We start from the raw sequence: 22,705 nt of genomic DNA on the forward strand, positions 1-22,705 counted from the left end.
CGGTGGGGCGGCCGGATCGGTAGGCAGGATGAGATGCCGCACCCCTCCGCCGCAGGTCGGAACGCGCAGGACACGGGCGTCGCTCGCAAGCGGCGCCAGCGCTAATCCAGCCGCGGCGGCTATGGCGATGATTCGGCGCGCGGTCATGTCGGACGATCCTGTTCGTCCTCGACAAAGATGCGAAGCGCTGCGCCATCGAGATCCTCGAACTGGCCTTGGCGAAGCGACCAAAAGAAGGCGGCAAGCCCAAGCAAGCCAAGCCCGAGCGCGACCGGAATGAGGAGGACAAGACCGTTCACCACATTGCGGCCTTGAGGCGAAGGGCGTTGCCGACGACAAGGAGCGAGGACCCCGACATCGCAATCGCAGCAACAAGCGGCGTAACCAGCCCAAGGAAGGCGAGCGGCACGGCGACGACATTATAGACGATCGCCAGCATGAAATTCTGCCGCACAACCGCCTGCGTCCGCCGCGCCATCCGGATTGCCTCGACGACGGGCATCAACCGGTCTCCGAGGAAGATGCAGTCGGCGGCATTTTTCCCGACATCGCTCGCCGAGCCCGGCGCCATCGACGCATGGCCTGCCGCGAGCGCAGGCCCGTCGTTCAGCCCGTCACCGATCATGAGGACCTTGTGCCCGAGCGCTGCTTGGCGCGCGATCGCCTCGAGCTTGTCTTGCGGGCTCATCGCGGTCTGCGCCATGATCCCGAGTTCGCGTGCGACGGGCGCGACGGCTTCGGCGCGATCGCCGGACAGGATCATCGCGCCTATCCCCTCGCCACGCAGCGCTTCGATCGCCTCGGCGGCGTCGGGACGCAACCGGTCGGCGAAGCGAATGGTTGCGACGGGGCGGCTGTCGACCGCGAGCTGGGTGGCCAGCGCTTCGCCGAGCTCGGTGCCAATCGGACGCCCAAGCGTTACCATGCGGTCGGACCAGCGGCCCTCGACACCGAAGCCCGGCGTCTCGCGGATCGATCGAATATCGGCCGGACGGACGTCATGGACCTGAAGACCGCGGGTCAATGCTTCGCTGAGCGGATGACGGCTCGCCTGCGCCAGCGCGAGGATCAGCGACTTGATCCCGATATCGAGCCGATCAAGGCCCTGCGCTTCGGGGCGTCCGAGCGTCAGCGTTCCGGTTTTGTCGACAAGCGCGAGATCGACTTCGGACAAGCGCTCAAGCGCCGAGCCGTCCTTGATCAGCACGCCCTTGCGCATCAGTGCGCCGGCGGCGACGATCTGCGCCGCGGGCACGGCGAGACCAAGCGCGCATGGACAGGTGATGATCAGGACGGCCGCTGCGATGAGCAGGCTGTGATGCCATCCGGCGCCCGCAATCATCCACCCCGCGAAGGCCAAGAGCGCAAGCGTATGGACGGCGGGTGCGTAGAGCCGTGCCGCGCGGTCGGCGATGCGGACATAGCGCGATTTACCCTGCGCGGCCTCGCCCATCAGCCGCGCTATATCGGCGATCGCGGTATCGGCGCCGGCGGCGGTTACACGCACGCGGAGCGGTGCATCGAGATTGAGCGTGCCGGCGTGGACGATATCGTCGAGGCGCACCGTCTGCGGGGCGCTTTCGCCGGTGAGCAGCGACAGATCGATGCTGCTCGACCCGCCGGCGACAACACCGTCCGCCGCAAGCCGTTCGCCAGCCGCAACAAGCATCTCCATGCCCGGCTCCAGCGCCGTGGCATCGACCCAGTGCGCCGAGCGCTCATGGCGAAACACCATCGCGCCGGTGCCCATGTTGCGAAGCAAAGCGGTGAAGCCGCCACGCGCGCGGTCGCGCATCACGCTGTCGAGCCACCGGCCGCAGAGCAGGAAGAAGAGCAGCATGACCGTGCCGTCGAAATAGGCATGCGCGCCGTGCGTCGCCGTCTCGTAAAGGCTCATCACGCTCACGAGGAGCACCCCGATGCTGATCGGGACATCCATGTTGGTGCGCCGATGGCGCAGCGCGCGCCAGGCCGAACGGAAGAACGGGCGGCCGGCATAAGCTACGGTCGGCAATGCGATCATCGCCGACAGCCAGTGGAACAGGTCGCGGGTAGCACCCATCGCGCCCGACCAGACCGATACCGACAAGAGCATGATGTTCATCATCGCGAAGCCCGAGACCGCGACGGCGCGCAGCAGCGCGCGGCTCGTTTCCGCCTCGGCGTCGGCCTCTTCGCCCGTCCCGATCGGATGCGCTTCGAAGCCGAGCGTCGTGAAGGCGCCGAGAAGATCGGGCATGTCGGCGTCGGGCGTGCAGGAGAGATGAACCCGCTTTTCGGTGAAGTTGACGCGCGCGGCGGCGATGCGGCGGTCGCGTACCAGCCCCTGCTCGAGCTTGGCGATGCATCCGGCGCAGCGGATGTCAGGAACGGCGAAATCGCGCTCGATCAGAGCGACGGCGCTCATTGCACATCCTTCCGGTAACGCGCTTCTTCGGCGCCGCGGCGGATGATGAGGTCGAGCCGCCAGCGCCCCCACGCCAGCGGCTCGACCGAGCGCATCACGCCGTCCGCCGCCGCCTCGAAATGGAGCGCGACGGGCGCGGTACGCCCAACCGGGTGACTGACAGTCGCCGACACGACAAGGTCGCCGAGCGGCAGATCATTTTTCCGTACCGTCAATAGAACATGCCGCGCGGGATCGAGGCTGATCGTCTCGCTCCACGCCAACCGGTCTTGCGCGTCGGCCCGTTTCAGCCATCTGTTATAGTTCTGGCTCGCGACATAACTGTTGTCGACGACCGTCCCCCCGAAGGTCGAGGATGCGAGGCGCGCCATCGTAAAATTGACGGTCATCACGACGGCGAAGAAGGCGACGAGGATCGCGGTCATGTGCCAGCCGGTGACGGCCCTGGGGGTCGGTCGCTCGGTCATTGTCCTGCCTCCGATTGGTCGAACTGGATGGTCTCGGCGTCGCCGCCGGGATCGCCATCGAGCGCGCGGGCCGCGATGGTGAAATCCTGTCGCGCCGGTCCGCCGCCGGGTGCGGCGACGAAGAGCTTGACGCGGGTAACGCTGTCGGGGGCGAGCGGCACGTCGATCCGTTCCCCGGCCGCTCCACGCGACCCCGTCTCGGACCAGAGCACGGCCCCCGGGAGGCCATCGACGGTCACCGCAACCCGGCGCGGCCGCGCCTCCATGTTGCGAAGCTTCAGCGTATAGGTGTTTCGGATTTGACCGTCGGAGAGCTGGACGTAGAGCGGGCTGCGCTCGTGCTGGACGGCGAGATCGAGACGCGTGCGCTGGCCGAGCGAGAAGAGCATCGCGGCACCGATCGCGCTCCACACGCCGAGATAGATCAGGGTGCGCGGCCGCATCAGCGTGTTGCGGACCGGTTGTGCCGCGCCTCCGGCCTTTTCTGACGCCGCATCGTCGAGCGTGCAATAGTCGATGAGCCCACGCGGCCGCCCGATCTGGCTCATCACCCCGTCGCAGGCATCGATGCACAGCGCGCAGGTGATGCAGCCGATCTGCGGTCCCTCACGAATATCGATCCCCGTCGGGCACACCGCAACGCACTGGTTGCAATCGACGCAGTCACCGAAGGCGCCGGGATGGGCCGCCGCCTTCTTGACGCTGCCGCGTGGCTCGCCGCGCCAGTCCTTGTAAGTCACCAACAGCGATTTTTCATCCATCATCGCGGTCTGGATGCGCGGCCAAGGGCACATATAGATGCATACCTGTTCGCGCATGAAGCCGCCGAGAACGAAGGTCGTCGCGGCGAGAACCGCAACCGTTCCATAGGCGATCGGCGCCGCCTGCCCGGTCCAGAAATCATGAGTCAGCGTCGGCGCGTCGGCAAAATACATGATCCACGCGCCGCCGGTCCAGAAAGCGACGGTGAGATAGACCAGATATTTGAGGCCGCGCTTCCAAAGCTTCTCGAAAGACCAAGGCCCGTTCGCTAAACGCAACTGCGCATTGCGGTCACCATCGATCAGCCGGTCGACGTGCTGGAAGAGGTCGGTCCACACCGTCTGCGGGCAGGCATAGCCGCACCAGGCGCGCCCCACCGCGCTGGTCACGAGGAAGAGACCGATCCCCGCCATGATGAGCAGGCCCGCAACATAATAGAATTCATGCGGCCAGATTTCGATCTGGAACATGTAGAAGCGTCGATGCGCGAGATCGACGAGCACTGCCTGATCGGGGGCGTAGGGACCGCGGTCCCAGCGGATCCAGGGCGTGCCGTAATAGATGGCAAGCGTGACCGCCATGATCGCCCACTTCAGCCGGCGGAAGAAGCCGTCGACCTTTTTGGGATAGACGCCCTTGCGCGCTGCATAGAGCGAGGCCGGGGCGCCGGTCAGGTCCTCAGGGCTGGCCATCGGCTCCCTGTCCTTTCGCGGCGGGCGCCGCAGGCACCTTCTCTCCACCGCCCAGTGAATAGACATAGGTCGCGAGCATCTTGATGGTGACCGGGTCGAGGCGCTCGCCCCAGCGCGGCATCACGCCATTGCGCGGCTGGTTGATGGTCGCGGTGAGGCTCTCGCGGCCGCCGCCGTAAAGCCAGATCGCATCGGTGAGCTTCGGTGCGCCGACCTGTCGCCCGCCTTCGCCGCCCGCGCCGTGGCATACCGCACAATTGTCGGCAAACAGAGTCGCGCCGCGCGCCGACGAAGCGCTGGCCTTTTCCTGACGGCTGATCGTACGGACAAAGCTGACGACATCGGAAATCTGCGCCGGGTCGAGGATGCCGTCACGCCCGAACGCGGGCATCTGGCTGGTGCGCGTGCCGGGATGGTCGGGGTTCCGGATGCCGTTGGTTATCGTGTAATGGATCGAGCCGAGATCGCCGCCCCAGAGCCAGTCGTCGTCGGTGAGGCTCGGATAAAGCTTCTTGAGCCCCGCCCCGCCCGCGCCGTGGCACTGAACGCAATGGACGCGAAAGGCCGCGCCGCCGCCCTGCACCGCAGCCTGCATCAGCGCGGGCTTGGCTGGCAGATCGACGATATCGGTCGCGGCGATCGCGTCGGCCGTCGGCGCGCGGCGCTTCGCGTCGGCGGCGAGTTCCTGCTCGAGCTGCCCGCGGCTCGACCAGCCGAGGACGCCTTTCGTGGCATCATCGATCATCGGCCAGGCCGGGTAGAGTATGACGTAGCCGAGCGCCCAGACGATCGTCAGATAGAAGGTCCACAGCCACCAGCGCGGCAAGGGCGTATTGAGCTCCTCGATGCCGTCCCACTCATGGCCGACCGTGCTCGTGCCGGTCGCTTCGTCGATGCGTTTCTGCTCAACCATGTTCGTCGTCCTTGAAGATCATGTTCGCGGCTTCATCGTTGCGCGTGCGCGCGGCCTTGCGAAACGGCCAGGCCACGAGGCCGAGGAAAAGGACGGCCATGGCAAGCAGCCCCCAGCTGTCGGCGAAATGGCGGAGCGCGTCGTAGGTCATGGCGCTTTCGCCTGGGCGGGAGCGATTTCCGCTTCGTGCGGACGTTCCTGCGGTCCTGCCTTGTCGACGTCGACGAGGGTGCCGAGCATCTGGAGATAGGCGACGAGCGCATCCATCTCGGTAATGCGATCAGGATCGCCGTCGAAGTCGCGGACCTGCGCCTTGGGATAGCGCTTGGCGAGATCGCCCGCCCCCGCTTCGGGATTGGCCTGCGCCGCGATATCGTCGTTCGCCTTGGCGATATCGGCCTTCGTGTACGGCACGCCGACCCGGTATAGCGCGGTGAGGTCGTTTCGCATGTCGCCGGTCTCGAGGTCGTGGTCGGCGAGGAAGGCGTAGGGCGGCATGATCGATTCGGGCACGACGCTCCTGGGATCGATCAGATGGGCGCGATGCCATTCGTCCGAGTAGCGCCCGCCGACGCGGGCGAGGTCGGGTCCGGTGCGCTTCGATCCCCATTGGAAAGGATGATCGTACATGCTCTCGGCCGCGAGGCTGTAATGGCCATAGCGCTCGACCTCATCGCGGAACGGACGGATCATCTGGCTGTGACAGGTGTAGCAGCCTTCGCGCATATAGATGTTGCGCCCGGCAAGCTCGAGCGGCGTGTAGGGCCGCATGCCGTCGACCTTCTCGATCGTGTTGTCGATCCAGAACAGCGGCGCGATTTCGACGATGCCGCCGATCGTGACCGCGACGAGCGCGAAGAGACCGAGCAGGCTGACATTGCGCTCGAGAATCTTGTGGCTGAAGCCCTTTTCGTCGTTGTTCTTGGCCATGGATGGGCTCCTTATTCGGCGGGCGCGAGGGCGAGCGGGCGATCCGCCGCCACATTGTGCGGAGTTTCGGTCATCGGCTTCTCGGCACGCACCTTGCCGGCGAGCGTCGCCCAGACATTGACGATCATGATGAGGAAGCCCGCGAGATACATTGCCCCGCCTGCGGCGCGGATCAGATACATCGGGTGCATCGCGGCAACGCTTTCGGCAAAGCTGTAGACGAGGTAGCCGTCAGCCCCATATTCGCGCCACATCAGCCCCTGCATGATGCCCGCAACCCACATCGACGCGGCGTAGAAAACGATCCCGACGGTTGCGAGCCAGAAGTGCCAGTTGACCATGCGCAGGCTGTAGAGGCGCGGACGGCCCCACAGGCGCGGCACGAGATAATAGACGCAAGCGAAGGTGATCATGCCGTTCCAGCCGAGCGCGCCCGAATGGACGTGCCCGATCGTCCAGTCGGTGTAATGCGACATCGAGTTGACCCATTTGATCGACATCATCGGGCCTTCGAAGGTACTCATGCCGTAGAAGGCGAGCGCCATCACCATCATGCGGATGATCGGGTCGGTGCGGATCTTGTCCCACGCGCCATTCAGCGTCATCAGGCCGTTGATCATCCCGCCCCAGCTCGGCATCCACAGCATGATCGAGAAGACCATGCCGAGCGTCTGCGCCCAGTCGGGCAGCGCAGTGTAGTGAAGGTGGTGCGGTCCCGCCCAGATGTAGAGGAAGATCAGCGACCAGAAGTGGATGATCGACAGGCGGTAGGAATAGACCGGCCGCTCGGCCTGCTTCGGCACGAAATAATACATCATCGCAAGGAAGCCCGCGGTCAGGAAGAAGCCGACCGCGTTATGCCCGTACCACCACTGCGTCAGCGCATCCTGGACGCCCGCGAAGGCGGCATAGCTCTTCGATCCGAAGATGCTCGCAGGCATCGACAGATTGTTGACGAGGTGCAGCATCGCGATGGTGATGATGAAACTGAGGTAGAACCAGTTCGCGACATAGATATGCGGCTCGCGGCGCTTCACGATCGTGCCGAGAAAGACGACGAGATAGGCGACCCAGACGATCGTCAGCCAGAGATCTACATACCATTCGGGTTCGGCATATTCCTTCGCCTCGGTGACCCCCATCAAATAGCCGGTCGCGGCGAGTACGATGAAGAGCTGGTAACCCCAGAAAACGAAACGTGCGAGCGTGGGGAAAGCGAGCCGCGCGCGGCAGGTACGCTGGACGACATAACAGCTTGTCGCGATCAGCGCATTGCCGCCAAAGGCGAAGATCACCGCCGAGGTATGCAGCGGGCGCAGGCGCCCGAAGGTCGTATATTCGAACCCTAGATTGAGCGCCGGAAAGGCGAGCTGCAGCGCGATGAACAGCCCCGCCGCCATGCCCGCGAGGCCCCAGAAAAGTGTCGCGATGACGCCCCAGCGGATCGGGTCGTCATCATAGACGCCCTCGTCCGCGGGCATTTTGAGCAAGCCGTGCGCGATCGCCTCATAATCGGCGCGCGACACGGTCGCCCAGAGCATCAGCAGGCAGGCGAGCGCGACGATGAACATGTGGACAGCAAAGGGCGCATCGACTGCCACGGCCGCCATCACCAGCGCCAACAGGGCCAGCCCGAGCCATCCCCCCGCCTTTGCTACCAGAGTGTCCATATCGCTTGCCCCTGCGTGATGCGGCTTCGTTGCCGCATGGTTCGGCACCGCTCTTGGCCGCGCGGGCGGGCAAAAACATTGACCAAGATCAACCAACAGATTGCGCGGCATCAATGCAGGGTGACCGCACCTGGGTGCAGGGAGCCCGCGTCAACGCAAGGAGCAACGACCATGAAAAAGCATAATCTCTCCCTGATTGGTGACACGCCTCGAAGAGGAGACCCGGATCGGCAAAGGCGGGACCCTGGCGGCGCAGCTGTCGCGGCTCGACCTGATCGTGCTCGACGAGCTCGGTTATCTGCCGTTCGCCCGCTCGGGAGGGCAGTTGCTGTTCCACCTCATCAGCAAGCTTTATGAGCGGACCAGCGTCATCATCACCACGAACCTCGCCTTCGGCGAATGGCCGACCGTGTTCGGCGATCCCAAGATGACCACGGCGCTGCTCGACCGCGTCACCCACCACTGCGATATCGTCGAGACGGGCAACGACAGCTGGCGCTTCAAAAACCGCAGCTGACAGCCACCTTCGGCGCCTTCAAAAATCTATCTTGCGCTGCGCGCGCCTCCGGTCGGGCTACGCCCGCCCTCCGCCGCACGCAGCGCAAGGCCATCTTCAACAAACCAGCATCATATTATCCGAAAAGGGGGTCCCTCTTCGACGCCGATCGGGGGTCCCTTTTGAACGCCGTTTGACAATCCTGCTTGTCGGCGTCGCCTTCCGCCTCGGACGCCGCTGGTTTCCGACCACCGTTCCCTCACAAGCCTGAGTATCATGACAGAACTGCCCTACACGCGCCTGCGCTCGCTGGCCGATCCCGTCCACTTCCCCGCCTTGAATGCCGAATATATCCGCACGCAGCCGGCGCTCGGATTCGGCCTGCTCGATCCAGCGCCGCGCATTCTTCTGCTCTACGGATCCTTGCGCAAACGCTCCTATTCGCGGCTCGTCGTCGAAGAAACGGCGCGCCTTCTCCAGCTCTTCGGTTGCGAAACGCGGATCTTCGACCCGTCCGACCTGCCCCTCCCCGACCAGATCGCCGACGACGATCACCCGGCAGTCGAGGAGCTGCGGCAGCATTCCATCTGGTCCGAAGGCCAAGTCTGGTGCAGCCCCGAGCGGCATGGCCAGATCACCGGCATCATGAAGGCGCAGGTCGACCATCTTCCGCTTGCCTACAAAGGCCTCCGCCCTACACAGGGGCGCACACTTGCGGTCATGCAGGTGTCGGCAGGGTCGCAATCGTTCAACAGCGTCAATACGCTCCGCATCCTCGGCCGCTGGATGCGGATGATCACCATCCCGAACCAGTCGAGTGTCGCCAAGGCCTATCAGGAGTTCGACGAGGGGGGGCGCATGCTGCCATCGAGCTATTATGACCGTATCGTCGATGTCGCCGAAGAACTTGTCCGCTTCACCGTGCTAACGCGCGGTCATGCGGACCAGCTTGTCGACCGCTATTCGGAACGTAAAGATCGAAAGGAGCCCGTGGTGACACCCGCCCAACTGGCAGGATTGCCCGGCACGTGACTATCCTCTCAAGTCATTCATGGTCGGCCTGATCTAACCGAACGGGCAAAGATAGCTGCCGGCGCGGAAGACTTCGGAGCCATACGACCGACCGGGAAAGTGCTGCCTTTCCTGCAGCGGTGTCGAGATCGAACTGATACTCGTGCCCGAGTGGAGGCTCATATTCGGCCTTAAAGAACAAACGATCGACGGCAACGCCCTTAGCCTCAAGGCTATCGGCGAAACTGACCGATTGCGGCCCCAGTGGATCCGCGTTGCCTGCGCTGACAAATGCGGGGGGATAGTTCGACGTGATGCTCGGTCCGAAATTTATAGACTCAAAGCCCTGGGCGTCGCGCCAATCACGCTTGCCGCTGTAGGCCCAACTCGTCGATTTCACGAACCATCCGATTAATCCGCCACCTTCGCCCATCTTGGTGATGTCGTAAACGCCGCAGAACAAGAGAACGCCGGCGATCTGCTGATACGATATCGACGGCACGATGCCGACGGTTCGGGCATAATCCGGGTCCGCGATCACCGCAGCCGTTTGCGCTGCGATCTGCGCGCCGGCACTGTCGCCGGCGAGAACGATGTGGTCCCGATCCACACCCAGAGCCTGTGCGTTTTGCGACAGATAGCCCAGCGCTCTGTTCACCTGCCTGACTGGCATGGGATATTTTTCGCCCGGGGCAATCGTGTAGTCGATATTCACGACTATGAATCCCTGTCCCGCCAGTATCTTCGTATAGTTGGCGAGGTCGCTCCGCCTGCCGGAGACAAACCCTCCGCCATGCACCCAGACGACGGTCGGCGCTCCGGTCAGAACGCGCTTCGGACGATGAATATCCATGAATGCATCCGCATCTTTAGGGTCGTATTGCCTTGTCTCGGTCTGGATCGAGCGTGGCAGATGCTTTTCAAGTTTCGCGGAGGCTTCGGCGGCTCCGCTGTCGAAGATCGCACGAATGACCAAGACGCTCGGCCACGGCGAGAGAAGGAATGCGGCTGCGAACGTCGCAACCGCTATGAAAAGTCCGATCAGCACCTTGCGCATGGCGGCCCCCATTGACCGTCACAATATCAGACTCGCCACCGAACTTCCATGACGCTGCTGACGACAGGGGACATCGCGATCATCGGCGAGGCTTCCCTTTCAACCTGTTCTGACGTTCTTCTCAATGTCGGGTCTCAGGCGCAAAGTTATCGTGCCCCAACATGAGAAACTCTCGATAATCAGTGAGCGTGTTGGGCGGCAGTTGGCGTATTTCGTTGAATTTCCGACGAAGGCAGGTGTCGATCTTCGAAGGCTTTCAACTTACTTCTAAAGCATTGAAATTATTGAGCGGTGCCTCCGTCGATTCTGGTCATAACAACATAGATTCGGCGCGGGACAGTCTTGTCGAACGAACGAGCTGCTTACTTGGGAAAATCCATGCTCCCGGACCCGTCGCAGAGATCCGTTCAAGTCCTCAAAATATAACGAGAAATGGCGCACCCGAAGGGATTCGAACCCCTGGCCTCTGCCTTCGGAGCAATTTGGGCTGACTATCCGAATTGCACGCTAGGACACGCCATGACACGATATGTCACTGAAACTAATAGACAATTTACTACCTTGCACCGAAATTCATATCCGAAGCTTCGCTCTGACTTTCCTCCTGCTGCTTCCGTGGTGCTTCCGCGGAAACAGCAGGTTCACGAAGGAGGCATCGCATAATGGCCAAACTAACAAAGCGCGTCGTGGACGCGGCAGCGGTCCGTGAGAAGGACTATTTCATCTGGGACGACGAACTGCCAGGTTTTGGCCTGCGCGTGTTCGGATCTGGCAAGCGCAGCTATCTGATCCAGTATCGGGCTGCGGGTCGGACCCGTCGCTACACCATCGGGCTTCACGGAATCTGGACCGCAGAAACTGCGCGTCAGGAAGCCAAGGTGCAACTCGGTCGGGTGGCACAGGGTGACAACCCTTCAGAAGAACGCCTGCTCGATCATCAAGCGCTTACCGTGAAGGAGCTGTGCTCCATGTATCTGAAGGATCTCGACGCCGGTCTTATCCTTGGGAAAGGCGGTCGGCCGAAAAAGACAACGACAATCATCACTGACACTGGCCGAATCCACCGACACATCATGCCCCTCATTGGCAACCGGCGCGTCAAAGATCTCACGAAAACCGACATCACCAAGGTCATGAAGGACATCATGGCCGGTAAGACCGCTGTGTCTGTCAAAACGAAGAAACTGCGCGGCAAGGCCGTCGTCACGGGCGGTGCCGGCACGGCCACGCGAACGGTCGGGCTTTTGGGTGGTATCTTCACCTACGCAATGGAAGCCGGGGTCATAACGACCAATCCGGCACATGGCATCCGCAAGCCGAAGGACAATGTTCGTGACCGGCGTCTGACGGAAGCTGAATATAGGATTTTGGGCGAAATTCTACGAACAGCAGCCGCGAACCCCAAATTTACAATGACGGTCGATGTTATTCGGCAGATTGCACTTACCGGGTGCCGGCGAAGTGAAATCATCGGGCTCATGTGGCGCGAAGCCGATACGGACGCAAGCTGCCTACGCCTAACGGACAGCAAAGAGGGCGCATCTGTTCGCCCTGTCGGGCTCGCCGTCGTCGAATATCTGGAGGAGCGCCGAAAGACCGCGACGGGCTCGTATGTTTTTCCTGGCCAGGACGAAGACAATGCGTTTGGCAGCTTCCCCAATCACTGGAAACAGATTTTCAGAAACTCTCTGCTTTCCGATGTGACCCCGCATGTTTTGCGTCACAGCTTCGCGAGCATCGCCAATGACCTTGGGTTTACCGAGGTCACGATTGCCGCATTGGTTGGCCATTCCAAAGGAACCGTCACCAGCAAATACATCCATACGTTAGACACTGCCCTGATTATGGCTGCCGATACGATCTCCGGCTACATTCAAGGCCTGCTAGACGGAATTGAGTTCAAACAGACTGCTTACGCGCTGGATTGGGGTTCTCGAAAGGCGGCGCTCGCTCTGTTCCTTGAGAATGCGACGGGAAAAGAGCAGGAAAAGTTATCAGTCGCCTCCTAGCCTTGGAGCTTTTCGAGCAAAGGATGCGGACTGGGCCTGACGTCGGCCTGGTCCGCGCCGCGCTTAAGTCCTATGCTGCAGGACAACGTATAAATTTCTCGGCAGCGCCGTCGAGAAACACGCGTTCGATGTGATGTCCTGCGCCTTCAACGAGGCTACGCGCTACCATTGGCAGCTCGCGAATTGAACGCTGAACGTCATCCAACGCGATCGGACTGTCGCTTTCTGGCACATCAATGCGTGTCACGTTGTTCTTGCCTGCCAGCAAATAAGCCTGACCGAGAGCATTACGTGATTGTGCTCGCGATGCCGCATTAAAGGCGCGCAAAAACGCCCAATCCTTAACGCCACCGTTTCGCACTCGCTCATCGATGGTGAAAGTAGCTTCGCCCGTTCCGAGGCTGAGGATACGCACATCCTCGCGCGCAAGATCATAGCAAGCAAGAGCGTCAACGAGTGCATTCATGACCGGATTGTTGGCCCAGATGCCACCGTCGATCATGACATAGCCGTCGTCCTCAACGCCAGGATAGTAGGACGGCGCAGCGGTCGTGTGGAGTGCGACATGCGCGAATTTCTTGTGGCGGTCCTTCTGATAATCGGGGTGGTGCGGCGTCTTATAGAGGAAGGGCTCGCCGTGGCGTCCCTCAAAACTCGGGATCACCAGCCGGGTGACGGCGCTATCCAGCACCTTGTCGCCGAATATCCGCAGCAACTCCTCCTTGAGAGCAGCTTGGTTGTGCTTCGGCTTGAACAGCCAGCGCAGAACCCTCGACACCTTCCCAATCCCGGCCGCTGGCGGAAAGATGTACTCGCCGCGTTCGAGATAGATGTTTAGCGCCTGTTGGGCAGTCACACCGTGAGCAAGAGCGAGCGCGATAATACCGCCTGTTGACGTGCCTGCGATCATGTCAAAGTGATTGGCGATCGAACCGCCATTTAAAAAACGGTTTTCGAGCTCAGCAAGGACTGCCGCAGGAAAGACGCCGCGAATGCCGCCGCCATCGATCGACAAGATGCGAAAAGGGCGACCTTGCGGCCATGGCTGCTTCAGACGCGTGTGCTGAATCGTGCCGTCCGACCGTCGCGGTGGAATATAACTCATTGGATGCTCTCCATTGCCTCAGGGGATTGCAATCCGGCGTGGCGTCCGCCGCCGGTCCAGCGCCCAGTCATCAACCAAAGTTCGTAGCAGGCGAGCCAATCGAGCGCCCAAGGCACGGTTGTGCTGGCAATAGTCATTGCTGCTGTCCATTCGTGCTCACGAGGATCAAATAGACAAAGCGTAGGATCCTCTGCGGGCGGATAGACATGGGGCAGCTGCCCCTCGGAATTTCCCGGTAAACGGATCAGCTCTGGTGAGAGCACGCGCACCTCAGGAAATGCTCCGAGTTTGTATCGTATCTCCAGTGAGTAGTTCGCATATTGCGGCCTAACACACCCTACCCAGCGGGCCGATTGCGCGCGACGGTCGACACCCCGCGCAGCGAACTGCGGCCAGGCGGCTTTCATAGATCTGACCTGTTTGTCGATGGAAAGGATAGCCGCCATCGTCATAGCTTCTTCCCGAAGAACGTGTGCGGCCGCGCTGTCGCGACCGCCGGGTTAATCATAGGGGCAGTGACCGCTGCGGCAGAGGGCAATAGCACAGCGCCCCGCCGGCTATAGAGCTGGCGGGATTGCTGGATGCCGCCGCCAACTTCGGTTGCAATCTGATGGGCGGCCCGCGTCACAACGCGGTCACCAAAATTCTCACGCAAGACGTCCATCATCGTGTTGGGGAACATCTCACCCTTGCGCATAGCCTCCAGCGAGCGCACGAGCTCACGTAGATACTCAGCGAATTCATTCTGCTGCGCGCCAGATTCAGGCCAGCGGTCTGTAAAGACATCGGCCGCGCATACCGGATTGGCAACATGCAGGAGGCGCCCGTAGAGCGAGGCCTGTTCTATGTCGCGGACAACCCAGTTTGCGATGCGAACAAGCATGGCGCTGAGCGACATATTCGGATGCGCAGCGAGTCCGGCATAGTAGGAAAGCATCACCGAAGGTGGGATACGTCCACTGTAGCTGGCATAACGGATATTGCGGTAGCGCTTCAGGAGCTGCAGCGCGAGCGTCGCCGTATTCTTGACGATGAAATCGCATTGCTCCGGCACATCGTCGACGTCAGCATCGGCGCGCGTGGCAAGACCGGCATGGTCTAGCCACCTCCGGTGGAACTCTTTCGCCATGCGGACTTCCAGCGGCGTCCGGCTCGCGTACCACTGCGCAAAACCGTAGGCGTTCATGTCGACAAAACTATCGTCTTCGGAGCGGCGCGGACCTTTGGCGTGGGTGATCAGACTTTCGCGATCGAGCGTACCATAGGCGCGTAGCGATGGGGTGACATCGAGATGCATCTTATCAGCGTAGAACAGGGTGACGCAGCGCGTCTGTCGCAGCACCCGTTGCACAGGATAGTCACTCAGCGCGGATTCGAGCTCAGTCAGGATTTCGAGAGGCGCCATATCGCGGAAACGGCCCCCGAGCTGTGAAACAATGTCGAGATCATATTCGTCATCAGTGCCGCGCGTCGAAATCGTAGCATCGATCGCCATGGATCCCTGCGGATAAAAGTGCTCGATCTGGTCAGCGAAGGCCGCCTTACCCTCGATATGGCGCCGTACCGCTTCGTAGCGTGATTTCGCCTTGTCATGCAGCGAAGGCGGCAGCTGAACGCTGAGGGCGACCTCGGCAAGAATACGGTCAAGAGGGTCGTCGAAGGGATTGATTCCTGTCGGCATAATCTGGGTGTTCACATTGATCTCCATGGCGGGCTGGACTGCATTTTTGCATCTCGTCACCGCCCGCGCGGAGTTCGGGATGATATGAGCTTAGATACCTCTACTCCGAACAAAATGGGGAGCTTGAATACGTCTGTCAAGGGGCATAGAATATAGCTACTCCGAACACGAGCTTGGGTTGAGCTAAGCGAAAGGACTAATTATGAAATTTGGTGTACGGATCAAAGACTTGCGGACAAGAAAAGGCCTGACGCTCGATCAGCTTGCGCAGGAAACGGGCTCATCGAAGAGCTACATCTGGGAGCTAGAGAACAAGAATCCACCCAGACCTTCTGCCGAAAAATTGTCCGCGATTGCGAGTGCCCTAGGGGTGACCGTCGACTACTTGATAGGAAGCGACAAGCAGACACTCAGCCAAGCGGAGGATACCGCGTTCTTCCGGCAATATAGCGGCCTTCCCGAGGAGACGCGTCGGCAGATTCGCGAGATGGCGAGCATCTTGGATACGAAATCGCGCAAATGAACGAAGCAACCCGTCCTCGCCCGCTAAAAGAGGCTGCGCGCATCACGCAGATGCTGGACATCGTGCTCGGAGCGGATCGCTTTGATAAGGCGCCGGTCGATGTGATCGGACTAGCGTTGGAATACTCGCGCCAGGTCGCGCCCGATAGCCCTATCCACGAAGTCGTCGCGCGAGAAATGCCTGGCTGCGTCGGCGCGTTAGTCTATGGGGAAGCGCGACCACGCCAATGGGCAATTATGTACCATGTCGATCAATCGGACGGGCGTCGCTCATTTACCGTCGGACACGAGTTCGCCCATTACATCCTGCATCGTCAGCTAATCGAGCAGGATGGGAATTTCGACGGCGGTATTTATTGTGATGAGAACGCGGTGGATCGCCGCGGTGGGTCTGGCATTGAGCAGGAAGCCGACGAGTTTACTGCGGCCTTGCTGATGCCGCTTCACGACTTTCGTAAACAGCAGCCGGCCACGGCAAAGGCTGACTTTGACACGCTCAGCCGCCTGGCGAAACGCTATGGGGTCTCGTTGACGGCAGCGATCCTACGCTGGCTAGAATATACCGAAACACCGGCCATGATGGTTGTATCAAACGAGGGCTTTGCACATTGGGCGAAGCCCAGTCGGGCTGCGCTAAAGTCGGGGCGTTTCATCAGGACAAGGAACACTGTCTACGAGCTGCCATCGCAGGCCTTTGCCGCCAGACGCGATTATTCGGACAATGCTCTGAGAGGCATGACACAACAAGCTGGCGTCTGGTTTCCAGAGCCGGTCCACGAAATGTGCTTTCGCTCTGACAAATATGATCTGGAGATCACCGTGCTGCAGTTCGAAACGGACGGTCCGCGCTTGCAGGCCGAGGAGGAAGAAGTCGACGTCTTTGATCATTTCAAGCTAAGCGACCAAAGGCCCGTTTGGTAGACCGGCAATCGTCATCCGCCACGCCCGGTCCCTTTCAAGATTATGCGCACGAATGCAAACATCCGCGTAAACAGATAGTCGAACTGATCCAGAGATGTCAGCGCTTCCTGCGTCGTCTCGGAATGACGTATCCGAAAGCTGTTCCCTATGGATGTCAGCTCAGCGGCCTCCCGCCCAAGGGCTTCCCTAAACCCAGAGCCCGCCGCGGCAACCCGATCCAGAAGCGCATCGGCCTGCGCGCGCTTATTGGCACCCAGCTCCAGCGTCTTCAGTCGCTCAAAAGCGTCCCACAGCTTTTCCAGCGCGTCCTGCCGATCGTCAGGCTTTGGTGAGAGAAACCGTTGGCGAGCGACTTCAAGCAACCGGTCCGTCTCTGCATCATCAGTCTGAAACATCGCCCAGCCGAGAGTGTCGGCGAGCGGCTGAGGGAGCAACCGACGCGCCTGCCCGGTCGATGTGATTTCATAGGCAACTGCATTCCGCCGAAACAGGAGGTTCACGTCTGCTACAAACCGCGTAAGGCCGGCATCCCTATCCCAGCTCAACCTGAAAAAACCGGCGTTAGAGCGCCGGGGTTGTAATCACGGCACCTGTTGGGCCGCGTGCTTCACTCTCAAAATCTCGACGGTGCGGGCCTCGGCCAGCACGCGATAAAAAATGATGTAGTTGGGATGCACCACCAGTTCGCGCAGCCACTCGGGCAAGCCCGGCCGCCCTTTGCGGCCAAGCTCTGGATGCTGTGCAAGCGGCTTGGTCTTGTCGCGCAATTCCTTGCCGAAGCTCTTGGCCCGCGTCGGGTTGTCCTTGCCGATGTAGCGCACGATGCCGCGCAAATCCTCGCGGGCCATAGGCCGCCACTCAATGCGGTAAGGCTTGGCCGTCATGCGCGCTTTTTCTTCGGCAAGGCGGCAATGTCGGCGTCCATCTCGGCCATGACTTCATCGTGAGGGATGTTCGGCCGGGGGTCGTCAATGGACGCCTGAATCTCGCCGGCCAGCCACTGGTTATAGGCGGCGGCTTCATGTGCGCCGCGCATGGCCTCGGCGCGGCTCTGCCGGCTGCGGGTCATGTCTTTTTGTTCGGGGTTCCAGTTGGTGGCGTCGAGCTGGGCAACGGCAATGCCCACGTCACGCAACACGATCAGCGCGGAAGTGGGATTGCCAAAGCGGCGCGGCTCGGTGGTGCGGGCCTTCACCAAAAAGGCGTCTTGGCCGCTGCGGGTGGCGATTTCGACGAAGAAGCCGCCGCCCTGCCCTTTCAGGGTTACACCCGTCACGCCGCCGGCGCTGGCCGTGGCGCGTAGCTGCTCTAAGGTCATGCTCTGCATGGTGCGCTCCTTTATCAATCAAGGTTACTTGCAAGCCTCTATTGTGCATGATTGATAGAACTCATGCAAGCGTTTCGCGCATATGGTCAATTTGGGTAGCCAAAAACAGACTAGCCAATTTAGATTGCACTTTGAGTTATTGGCCGGGTCTGCTACGCTAGGCCAAGATAGCTATACCCAAAAAGGCCATGCAATGACGACAAAGAGAAAACCGGCCAGCCCGGCCGCGCCGGTCAAAGTGGCCCGCATCTACATGCGAGTAAGCACCGAGGCGCAGGATTTGGAGCGACAGGAAGGCATCGCGCAGGCCGCAAGGGCGGCCGGGTACTACGTCGCCGGCATCTACCGGGAAAAGGCATCAGGGGCACGCGCTGACCGTCCCGAGCTGCTGCGCATGATTGACGATCTGCAACCCGGTGAAATCGTGGTGGCCGAAAAAATCGACCGCATCAGCCGCCTGCCCTTGGCCGAAGCCGAAAGGCTTGTGGCCTCGATACGCGCCAAGGGTGCCCGGTTGTCGGTGCCCGGCATCATCGACTTGGACGAACTGGCGGCCGAAGCGCAGGGCGTGCCCCGCATCGTCTTGGAGTCCGTGCAGGACATGCTTTTAAAGCTGGCCCTGCAAATGGCCCGTGATGACTACGAGGACAGGCGCGAACGCCAGCGCCAAGGCATTGAACTGGCGAAGGCTGCGGGCCGGTATGCCGGCCGCCAGACCGATACCGCCACCCATGCCCGCATCGTGGCCCTGCGCGAAGGCGGCAAGAGCATTGCGGAAACCGCGAAGCTGGCCGGGTGCAGTCAAAGCCAAGTGAAGCGCGTTTGCGCGATGGCCCGGCCAGCGGTTGGCGACAAAAAGGAGCTGGCCAGGTCGTGAAGCTGTCACCACGCAAGACAGTTTCAGCGCGCCGGCTTCACGAACTCGGCAAGGTCGATTTCACCGGCAACAAACCGGGCGGCCCGCTGCTCGTCGGCCTCGGATGGCTTGAACCCTTCAATCTGCATACGTTGCATACCTTATCCAATGCCGCAGTACCTCCGGCAATCAACTAGATAAATTTTCCGCGCCCCCCTTTTGGGCGGGTGCTGCGAACTGTGAGTGGTTTTGTAACCAGTAACACCGACGACACAGTTGCCTCACGAACCCGGATCGTACTTGCAGGGATTAAGCGAAGCTTAAGAGGGCTGTGTCCCAGGGCGCAATATTTTCAAATACTTGTGATTAATCATGTATTGTCGTTGGCAGGGTTTGCCGGTTTGATCACCTTGTGATGGCATTCCAGATACCCGACTGAGCAAAGCAGCCTATGGCAAGGATCAGGAAGATCGTAGTCGACACCAGTGGCAGGAAGGCCCCGATGAAGCCGCGCGCGACCATGAGAACCCCGGCACGAGTAAGCTCGCCCGACCTGCGGTGACAGCGGTCGTGCCGGGGGACATGGTCATCTCAGATGTTCGGTCACCAGCGCGCGCACCCGGGCGAAGGCGACTTCGACCCCGGCGATGCAGCGAGCCAGTGTGGGAGCCTCCCACAAGGCGATCTCAGCCTGCCGTATACCCCCCGTCAATTACAAGCTTCTGGCCTGTAACAAAGGAAGATTCGTCCGACATCAGGAAGACTGCGGGCTTGGCAATTTCGACAGGAACGCCCATGCGACCACCAAACTTGCCCCGTGGAACGATATCGGCTTGTTCTACCGGGTCGTTGCAGAGCGGGTGCAGTGCCGCCAGTTGGGTGAAGTCGAAAGCATCTGTTGCCAGCGTCTTCTCTTTTGCCAACTCGCCCTTATCGGCATTGACCGCAGCCTGAAACAGGGGGGTCATGATATAGCCCGGGTTCACCGTATTAACGCGAATGCCATATTCCGCCAGTTGAAGAGCCAAGGCCTTCGACAGGCCGACGACGCCATGCTTGCCCATCGTGTATTGAATCGCGTTGAAGCGATCGATTAGCACATCGCCCGTGTCCGGGTTCACGACCTTGGGGCGACCGACGACACCGTGAATACTGGATACCAGCACGATGGAGCCTTTCGTCCCGTGCTTGATCATCAGACGCGAACCGTAGAGGGCGGTGTGGAAAACTCCGTCCTCATTAATGCTTTGAATGAACTTATGGGATTTCAGGACAGCTTCCGGATCCTTGTCGAAGTCCTCGGCCGTTGCCACCCCGGCATTGGCCATAACAGCATCGACGCGGCCATAGGTCTTTTCGGTGATATCGAACAGCTTTTCGACATCCTTCGGGTCTCTTACATCTGTATGGACATAAAGAGCCCGTCCGGTGCCATATTGTTCGTTCAGGCTTTTCGCGAAGGCTTCGCCCAGTTCGTCGTTGATATCGGAGATGACGACTCCCGCAGCCCCTTCTGCCAGAGCTTCGCGAACCGTTGCCGACCCAATCGAATCATATCCCGGGATCGCAGAGACCGAGCCCGTAACCACAACAACTTTATCGTTTAGCTTACCCATGTAGACTTCTCCATTGGTTGGGTTGCGGTGACGCAAATATTGCGTGCCACCACTGTTTGCATGCGCCTGAGTATATCTTTCTCACCTGATTGTGGATCGCCTGGATCGGTGGTCCTCCACGCGTTCAGGAGGATGCGCTAGTCGAGTTTTCTCCTGAGCCGTGCACAGATGAGATCCGAACGAGAGAGAGTTGTTTTCATTGCGCCGCAAATCATGACTGTGCTTTTTAGCCTGCATTCCCCAAGTGGCGTGTCGTTTGAGGTGAAGATCGCATGTATCCGAGCGCTAGACAAGGATTTTCTGCCGCAAGCGGCACCTGCGGTCGCGCAGACTGCTGGATCTGGACGGATCAGACCGCGAAGCCGCTGTTTCCTTGCCCAGGGGCGGCGTTTTTCAGCGCAGCGGACAGATCTGTCCAGCCGCTTTCGTTCAGTTTGAGCGTGGATCGCGATCATGCGCATAGCGGTGGCGCTCGCAATCGGCGGATAGCGGCGAGGATGGCGCGTACCATCGTGCCGGTGACAGCGACCTCGGCCAGCTGGAAGGTGATGGTGCGGGCGTGACGGACCACACGTGCCCCGATCTTGATCAGCTTCAGTTGCAGGCTGGTCAACGACCAGTCGGCCATGGCCTCGGGCAGCTCGATGCAGCGCAAGAAGGTGGCCAGGTTGTACGCCAGGGCGTGCAGTTGCAGCCGCACCTCATTGTCGCGGAACTTCCGGCACGACAGCCGCGTCCAGCGAAAGGCGTATTTGCCCTCTTTGATGTGCTGCTCGGCGGTGCCGCGCTGGTTGTAGAACCGCACCACCCAGTCCGGCTCCATCGGCAGGTTGGTGACGATGAAGCCGACACGCGGGAACAGTTCGCCCGGATGCCATTCGATCTTGGCGATCACCCGGCGTTCCTTGTCCCAGGACGCCGCCTGATACTCGAATTCCTCGAAGAACCGCTTGACCTTGGTCAGTGACGGCCGCCCGACAGGGCGCGTTAGCCGATGCGCGATCTTGTCCTTGAGGACCGCGTTTGCGGGCAGCCGGATGGCGTAGAAGAACCGCGCTTCTTCCAATCGCTCATAGATCGCCGGGATCGCGTAGGCAGCATCGGCCCGGAAGAACCTGCCACCAAGGTCGCGCTCCGCGTAGCGCGCAATGACGGGGTCGAGAACATCACGCCAGCCATCGGCGCTGTGGACGTTGCCATGGCGCAGGGCGCAGCGTTCCAGCATCCCGAACTGGTTGAACAGAAAGTTGGGGTGATAGCAGCTACAGTCGAAATGGCCATTCCAGGCGGACCCTTCCTGGTCGCCATGGGTCGGGCTGACCGAGCTGTCCATGTCCAGAACGATGTACTTCAGCCCGTTCCGGTCATGGAGCCGGTCGATCCATTGCCCGTTCAGGTCGGCCAGCGCGGCACGGTTCCCGGCCAGAGCCAGCGTCTCGGTCTCGAACCGTCCCATCTGCGATGCCGAGGCCGCTTGTGCATCGACCGCTCTGCCGCCGACAACTTGGCGCATGACCGGATCGCAGGCGAGACGGTAGGCGTCGTTGACATCCTCGTATCCGGCCAGCCGCCCAAAGACTGATTGCCGGAACAGGCCGTCGAGCCGATGGACCGTGTTCTTGCCAGAGCGAGTATCGCGCAGCGCCGCTGACGCCAAATCGGACAACCCGAGCGCGTCATCAAGCTCGCGCATCACCAGAAGGCCGCCGTCGGAACTGAGCTGCGTGCCGCGAAATTCCAGCCGCACGCGAGGGTCGAAATCCACCCGATCTGCCCGTTGCAAGCCCGCACCCTCTGGGTGATCCATGAGACGCGCTCCTCGCAGCCTTCAACACCATGTTTTATATAGGAAATATAATGGTCAGGACAGCGAAATCAGCGCCTTACTTGGGAAATGTGGGCTCAAATGATGGTGACTGAAGTAAGAGTGATATCTGCCTTGAATTGGTTCGCCGACAGCACTGGCACAAAACTCGAGCAAATCGAGGATCACCGGCGTATCAGGCGCTTCGTTCACAGAAAGCGGCCACTCGACCCACGGCACTTCAGCGCTGAGCACCCGGCTGAAGGCCTGTACATCGCATCCGCACGGACTGTTCCCGTCGGGGCATTGTTCTGGAAAGCGAAAGCCAAACGAGCCATCGCCAATCCTCGTCTGGATCAAGCTGAAAAGGCCCGCCCACAGGCGCTCGTCAATGACATCGATTGTTGCAGGACGTGCCCCGTACTCACGATCCGTAAAATAGGTCGTCACCTTTTTCCC

Annotated in this window: 24 protein-coding genes and 1 pseudogene; 6 read left to right on the forward strand and 19 right to left on the reverse strand. The window is 60.7% G+C overall.

Translation table 11 applies throughout. The features are described 5' to 3' along the window. Nucleotides 1-143 precede the first annotated feature (143 nt). The 8 genes from ccoS to ccoN are packed head-to-tail and all read right to left on the reverse strand — an operon-like array spanning nt 144 to nt 7,841. Nucleotides 144-299: a cbb3-type cytochrome oxidase assembly protein CcoS gene (ccoS, locus tag AN936_RS19560; protein WP_054589553.1), complete on the reverse strand. Its 156-nt coding sequence runs from the start codon at nt 297-299 to the stop codon at nt 144-146. Further along, nucleotides 296-2,407: a heavy metal translocating P-type ATPase gene (locus tag AN936_RS19565; RefSeq protein WP_054589554.1), complete on the reverse strand. Its 2,112-nt coding sequence runs from the start codon at nt 2,405-2,407 to the stop codon at nt 296-298. Before AN936_RS19565 ends, ccoS begins: the two co-directional genes overlap by 4 nt. After that, a complete protein-coding gene (locus AN936_RS19570; protein ID WP_054589555.1) occupies nt 2,404-2,874 on the reverse strand; it encodes a FixH family protein in 471 nt (156 codons plus the stop codon). The genes AN936_RS19565 and AN936_RS19570 overlap by 4 nt, the downstream gene beginning before the upstream one ends. After that, the gene (gene ccoG, locus AN936_RS19575; protein WP_054589556.1) at nt 2,871-4,328 is read right to left on the reverse strand and encodes a cytochrome c oxidase accessory protein CcoG; all 1,458 of its coding nucleotides are present in this window, start codon (nt 4,326-4,328) and stop codon (nt 2,871-2,873) included. Before ccoG ends, AN936_RS19570 begins: the two co-directional genes overlap by 4 nt. Continuing rightward, on the reverse strand, nt 4,315-5,241 hold the full coding sequence (gene ccoP, locus AN936_RS19580; protein ID WP_054589557.1) for a cytochrome-c oxidase, cbb3-type subunit III: 927 nt from the start codon (nt 5,239-5,241) through the stop codon (nt 4,315-4,317). Before ccoP ends, ccoG begins: the two co-directional genes overlap by 14 nt. Next, complete coding sequence (locus tag AN936_RS19585; protein WP_054589558.1) at nt 5,234-5,392, reverse strand: cbb3-type cytochrome c oxidase subunit 3; 159 nt, start codon at nt 5,390-5,392, stop codon at nt 5,234-5,236. The genes ccoP and AN936_RS19585 overlap by 8 nt, the downstream gene beginning before the upstream one ends. Beyond that, nucleotides 5,389-6,171 (reverse strand): cytochrome-c oxidase, cbb3-type subunit II, encoded by a 783-nt coding sequence (gene ccoO, locus AN936_RS19590; RefSeq protein ID WP_054589559.1) that lies wholly within the window; start codon nt 6,169-6,171, stop codon nt 5,389-5,391. Before ccoO ends, AN936_RS19585 begins: the two co-directional genes overlap by 4 nt. A gap of 11 nt (nt 6,172-6,182) precedes the next feature. After that, nucleotides 6,183-7,841: a cytochrome-c oxidase, cbb3-type subunit I gene (gene ccoN / locus AN936_RS19595; protein WP_054589560.1), complete on the reverse strand. Its 1,659-nt coding sequence runs from the start codon at nt 7,839-7,841 to the stop codon at nt 6,183-6,185. A gap of 196 nt (nt 7,842-8,037) precedes the next feature. Here ccoN and AN936_RS19600 point away from each other — a divergent pair. Next, nucleotides 8,038-8,358, forward strand: a pseudogene (locus tag AN936_RS19600) (ATP-binding protein); the annotation flags it as partial. 255 nt (nt 8,359-8,613) lie between these two features. Further along, nucleotides 8,614-9,369, forward strand: a complete 756-nt coding sequence (arsH, locus tag AN936_RS19605; RefSeq protein WP_054589561.1) for an arsenical resistance protein ArsH — start codon at nt 8,614-8,616, stop codon at nt 9,367-9,369. Between the two features lie 13 nt (nt 9,370-9,382). Here arsH and AN936_RS19610 read toward each other — a convergent pair whose 3' ends face one another. Then, a complete protein-coding gene (locus tag AN936_RS19610) occupies nt 9,383-10,405 on the reverse strand; it encodes an alpha/beta hydrolase (protein ID WP_201782941.1) in 1,023 nt (340 codons plus the stop codon). Nucleotides 10,406-11,067: 662 nt separating this feature from the next. Between AN936_RS19610 and AN936_RS19615 the strand changes: the two genes are divergently transcribed. Next, the gene (locus AN936_RS19615; protein ID WP_035747534.1) at nt 11,068-12,414 is read left to right on the forward strand and encodes a tyrosine-type recombinase/integrase; all 1,347 of its coding nucleotides are present in this window, start codon (nt 11,068-11,070) and stop codon (nt 12,412-12,414) included. Between the two features lie 70 nt (nt 12,415-12,484). Here AN936_RS19615 and AN936_RS19620 read toward each other — a convergent pair whose 3' ends face one another. Genes AN936_RS19620 through AN936_RS19625 form a run of 3 tightly spaced genes read right to left on the reverse strand, consistent with a single transcriptional unit; the run spans nt 12,485 to nt 15,227 of the window. Further along, nucleotides 12,485-13,519 carry a CBASS cGAMP-activated phospholipase gene (locus tag AN936_RS19620; RefSeq protein ID WP_054589563.1) on the reverse strand — a complete coding sequence of 345 codons (1,035 nt, stop codon included), beginning with the start codon at nt 13,517-13,519 and terminating at the stop codon, nt 12,485-12,487. Next, nucleotides 13,516-13,971, reverse strand: a complete 456-nt coding sequence (locus AN936_RS24295) for a hypothetical protein (protein ID WP_084758548.1) — start codon at nt 13,969-13,971, stop codon at nt 13,516-13,518. Before AN936_RS24295 ends, AN936_RS19620 begins: the two co-directional genes overlap by 4 nt. Continuing rightward, nucleotides 13,968-15,227, reverse strand: a complete 1,260-nt coding sequence (locus AN936_RS19625; RefSeq protein ID WP_234715650.1) for a nucleotidyltransferase — start codon at nt 15,225-15,227, stop codon at nt 13,968-13,970. Before AN936_RS19625 ends, AN936_RS24295 begins: the two co-directional genes overlap by 4 nt. Nucleotides 15,228-15,402: 175 nt before the next feature. On the opposite strand from AN936_RS19625, the gene AN936_RS19630 reads away from it, so the two are divergent. Together AN936_RS19630 and AN936_RS19635 are read left to right on the forward strand one after the other, a co-directional pair. Beyond that, the gene (locus AN936_RS19630; protein WP_054589564.1) at nt 15,403-15,723 is read left to right on the forward strand and encodes a helix-turn-helix domain-containing protein; all 321 of its coding nucleotides are present in this window, start codon (nt 15,403-15,405) and stop codon (nt 15,721-15,723) included. Beyond that, nucleotides 15,720-16,643, forward strand: coding sequence for an ImmA/IrrE family metallo-endopeptidase (locus AN936_RS19635; protein WP_054589565.1), 924 nt, complete (start codon nt 15,720-15,722; stop codon nt 16,641-16,643). The genes AN936_RS19630 and AN936_RS19635 overlap by 4 nt, the downstream gene beginning before the upstream one ends. Before the next feature lie 11 nt (nt 16,644-16,654). Here AN936_RS19635 and AN936_RS19640 read toward each other — a convergent pair whose 3' ends face one another. From AN936_RS19640 to AN936_RS25610, 3 genes are all read right to left on the reverse strand, one after another. Further along, nucleotides 16,655-17,143, reverse strand: a complete 489-nt coding sequence (locus tag AN936_RS19640; protein ID WP_201782942.1) for a hypothetical protein — start codon at nt 17,141-17,143, stop codon at nt 16,655-16,657. An 81-nt stretch (nt 17,144-17,224) separates the two neighbouring features. Further along, the gene (locus AN936_RS19645; protein ID WP_054589566.1) at nt 17,225-17,527 is read right to left on the reverse strand and encodes a type II toxin-antitoxin system RelE/ParE family toxin; all 303 of its coding nucleotides are present in this window, start codon (nt 17,525-17,527) and stop codon (nt 17,225-17,227) included. After that, on the reverse strand, nt 17,524-17,970 hold the full coding sequence (locus AN936_RS25610) for a hypothetical protein (protein WP_054590438.1): 447 nt from the start codon (nt 17,968-17,970) through the stop codon (nt 17,524-17,526). The genes AN936_RS19645 and AN936_RS25610 overlap by 4 nt, the downstream gene beginning before the upstream one ends. 193 nt (nt 17,971-18,163) lie before the next feature. Between AN936_RS25610 and AN936_RS19655 the strand changes: the two genes are divergently transcribed. Then, the gene (locus AN936_RS19655; RefSeq protein ID WP_054589567.1) at nt 18,164-18,847 is read left to right on the forward strand and encodes a recombinase family protein; all 684 of its coding nucleotides are present in this window, start codon (nt 18,164-18,166) and stop codon (nt 18,845-18,847) included. A 23-nt stretch (nt 18,848-18,870) separates the two neighbouring features. Here the strand turns inward: AN936_RS19655 and AN936_RS25930 are convergent, their stop codons facing one another. From AN936_RS25930 to AN936_RS24300, 4 genes are all read right to left on the reverse strand, one after another. After that, nucleotides 18,871-18,984, reverse strand: coding sequence for an antitoxin VbhA family protein (locus AN936_RS25930; protein WP_158500121.1), 114 nt, complete (start codon nt 18,982-18,984; stop codon nt 18,871-18,873). A gap of 528 nt (nt 18,985-19,512) precedes the next feature. After that, a complete protein-coding gene (locus AN936_RS19665; RefSeq protein ID WP_234715651.1) occupies nt 19,513-20,442 on the reverse strand; it encodes an SDR family NAD(P)-dependent oxidoreductase in 930 nt (309 codons plus the stop codon). A 451-nt stretch (nt 20,443-20,893) separates the two neighbouring features. Further along, entirely contained in the window at nt 20,894-22,249 is a 1,356-nt protein-coding gene (locus AN936_RS19670; RefSeq protein WP_084758549.1) for an IS1380-like element IS1247 family transposase, read from the reverse strand. 54 nt (nt 22,250-22,303) lie between these two features. Further along, nucleotides 22,304-22,696 carry a hypothetical protein gene (locus tag AN936_RS24300; RefSeq protein ID WP_149037730.1) on the reverse strand — a complete coding sequence of 131 codons (393 nt, stop codon included), beginning with the start codon at nt 22,694-22,696 and terminating at the stop codon, nt 22,304-22,306. Nucleotides 22,697-22,705 lie beyond the last annotated feature (9 nt).

Source organism: Sphingopyxis macrogoltabida (assembly GCF_001307295.1).
GTDB classification, from domain to species: Bacteria; Pseudomonadota; Alphaproteobacteria; order Sphingomonadales; family Sphingomonadaceae; genus Sphingopyxis; species Sphingopyxis macrogoltabida_B.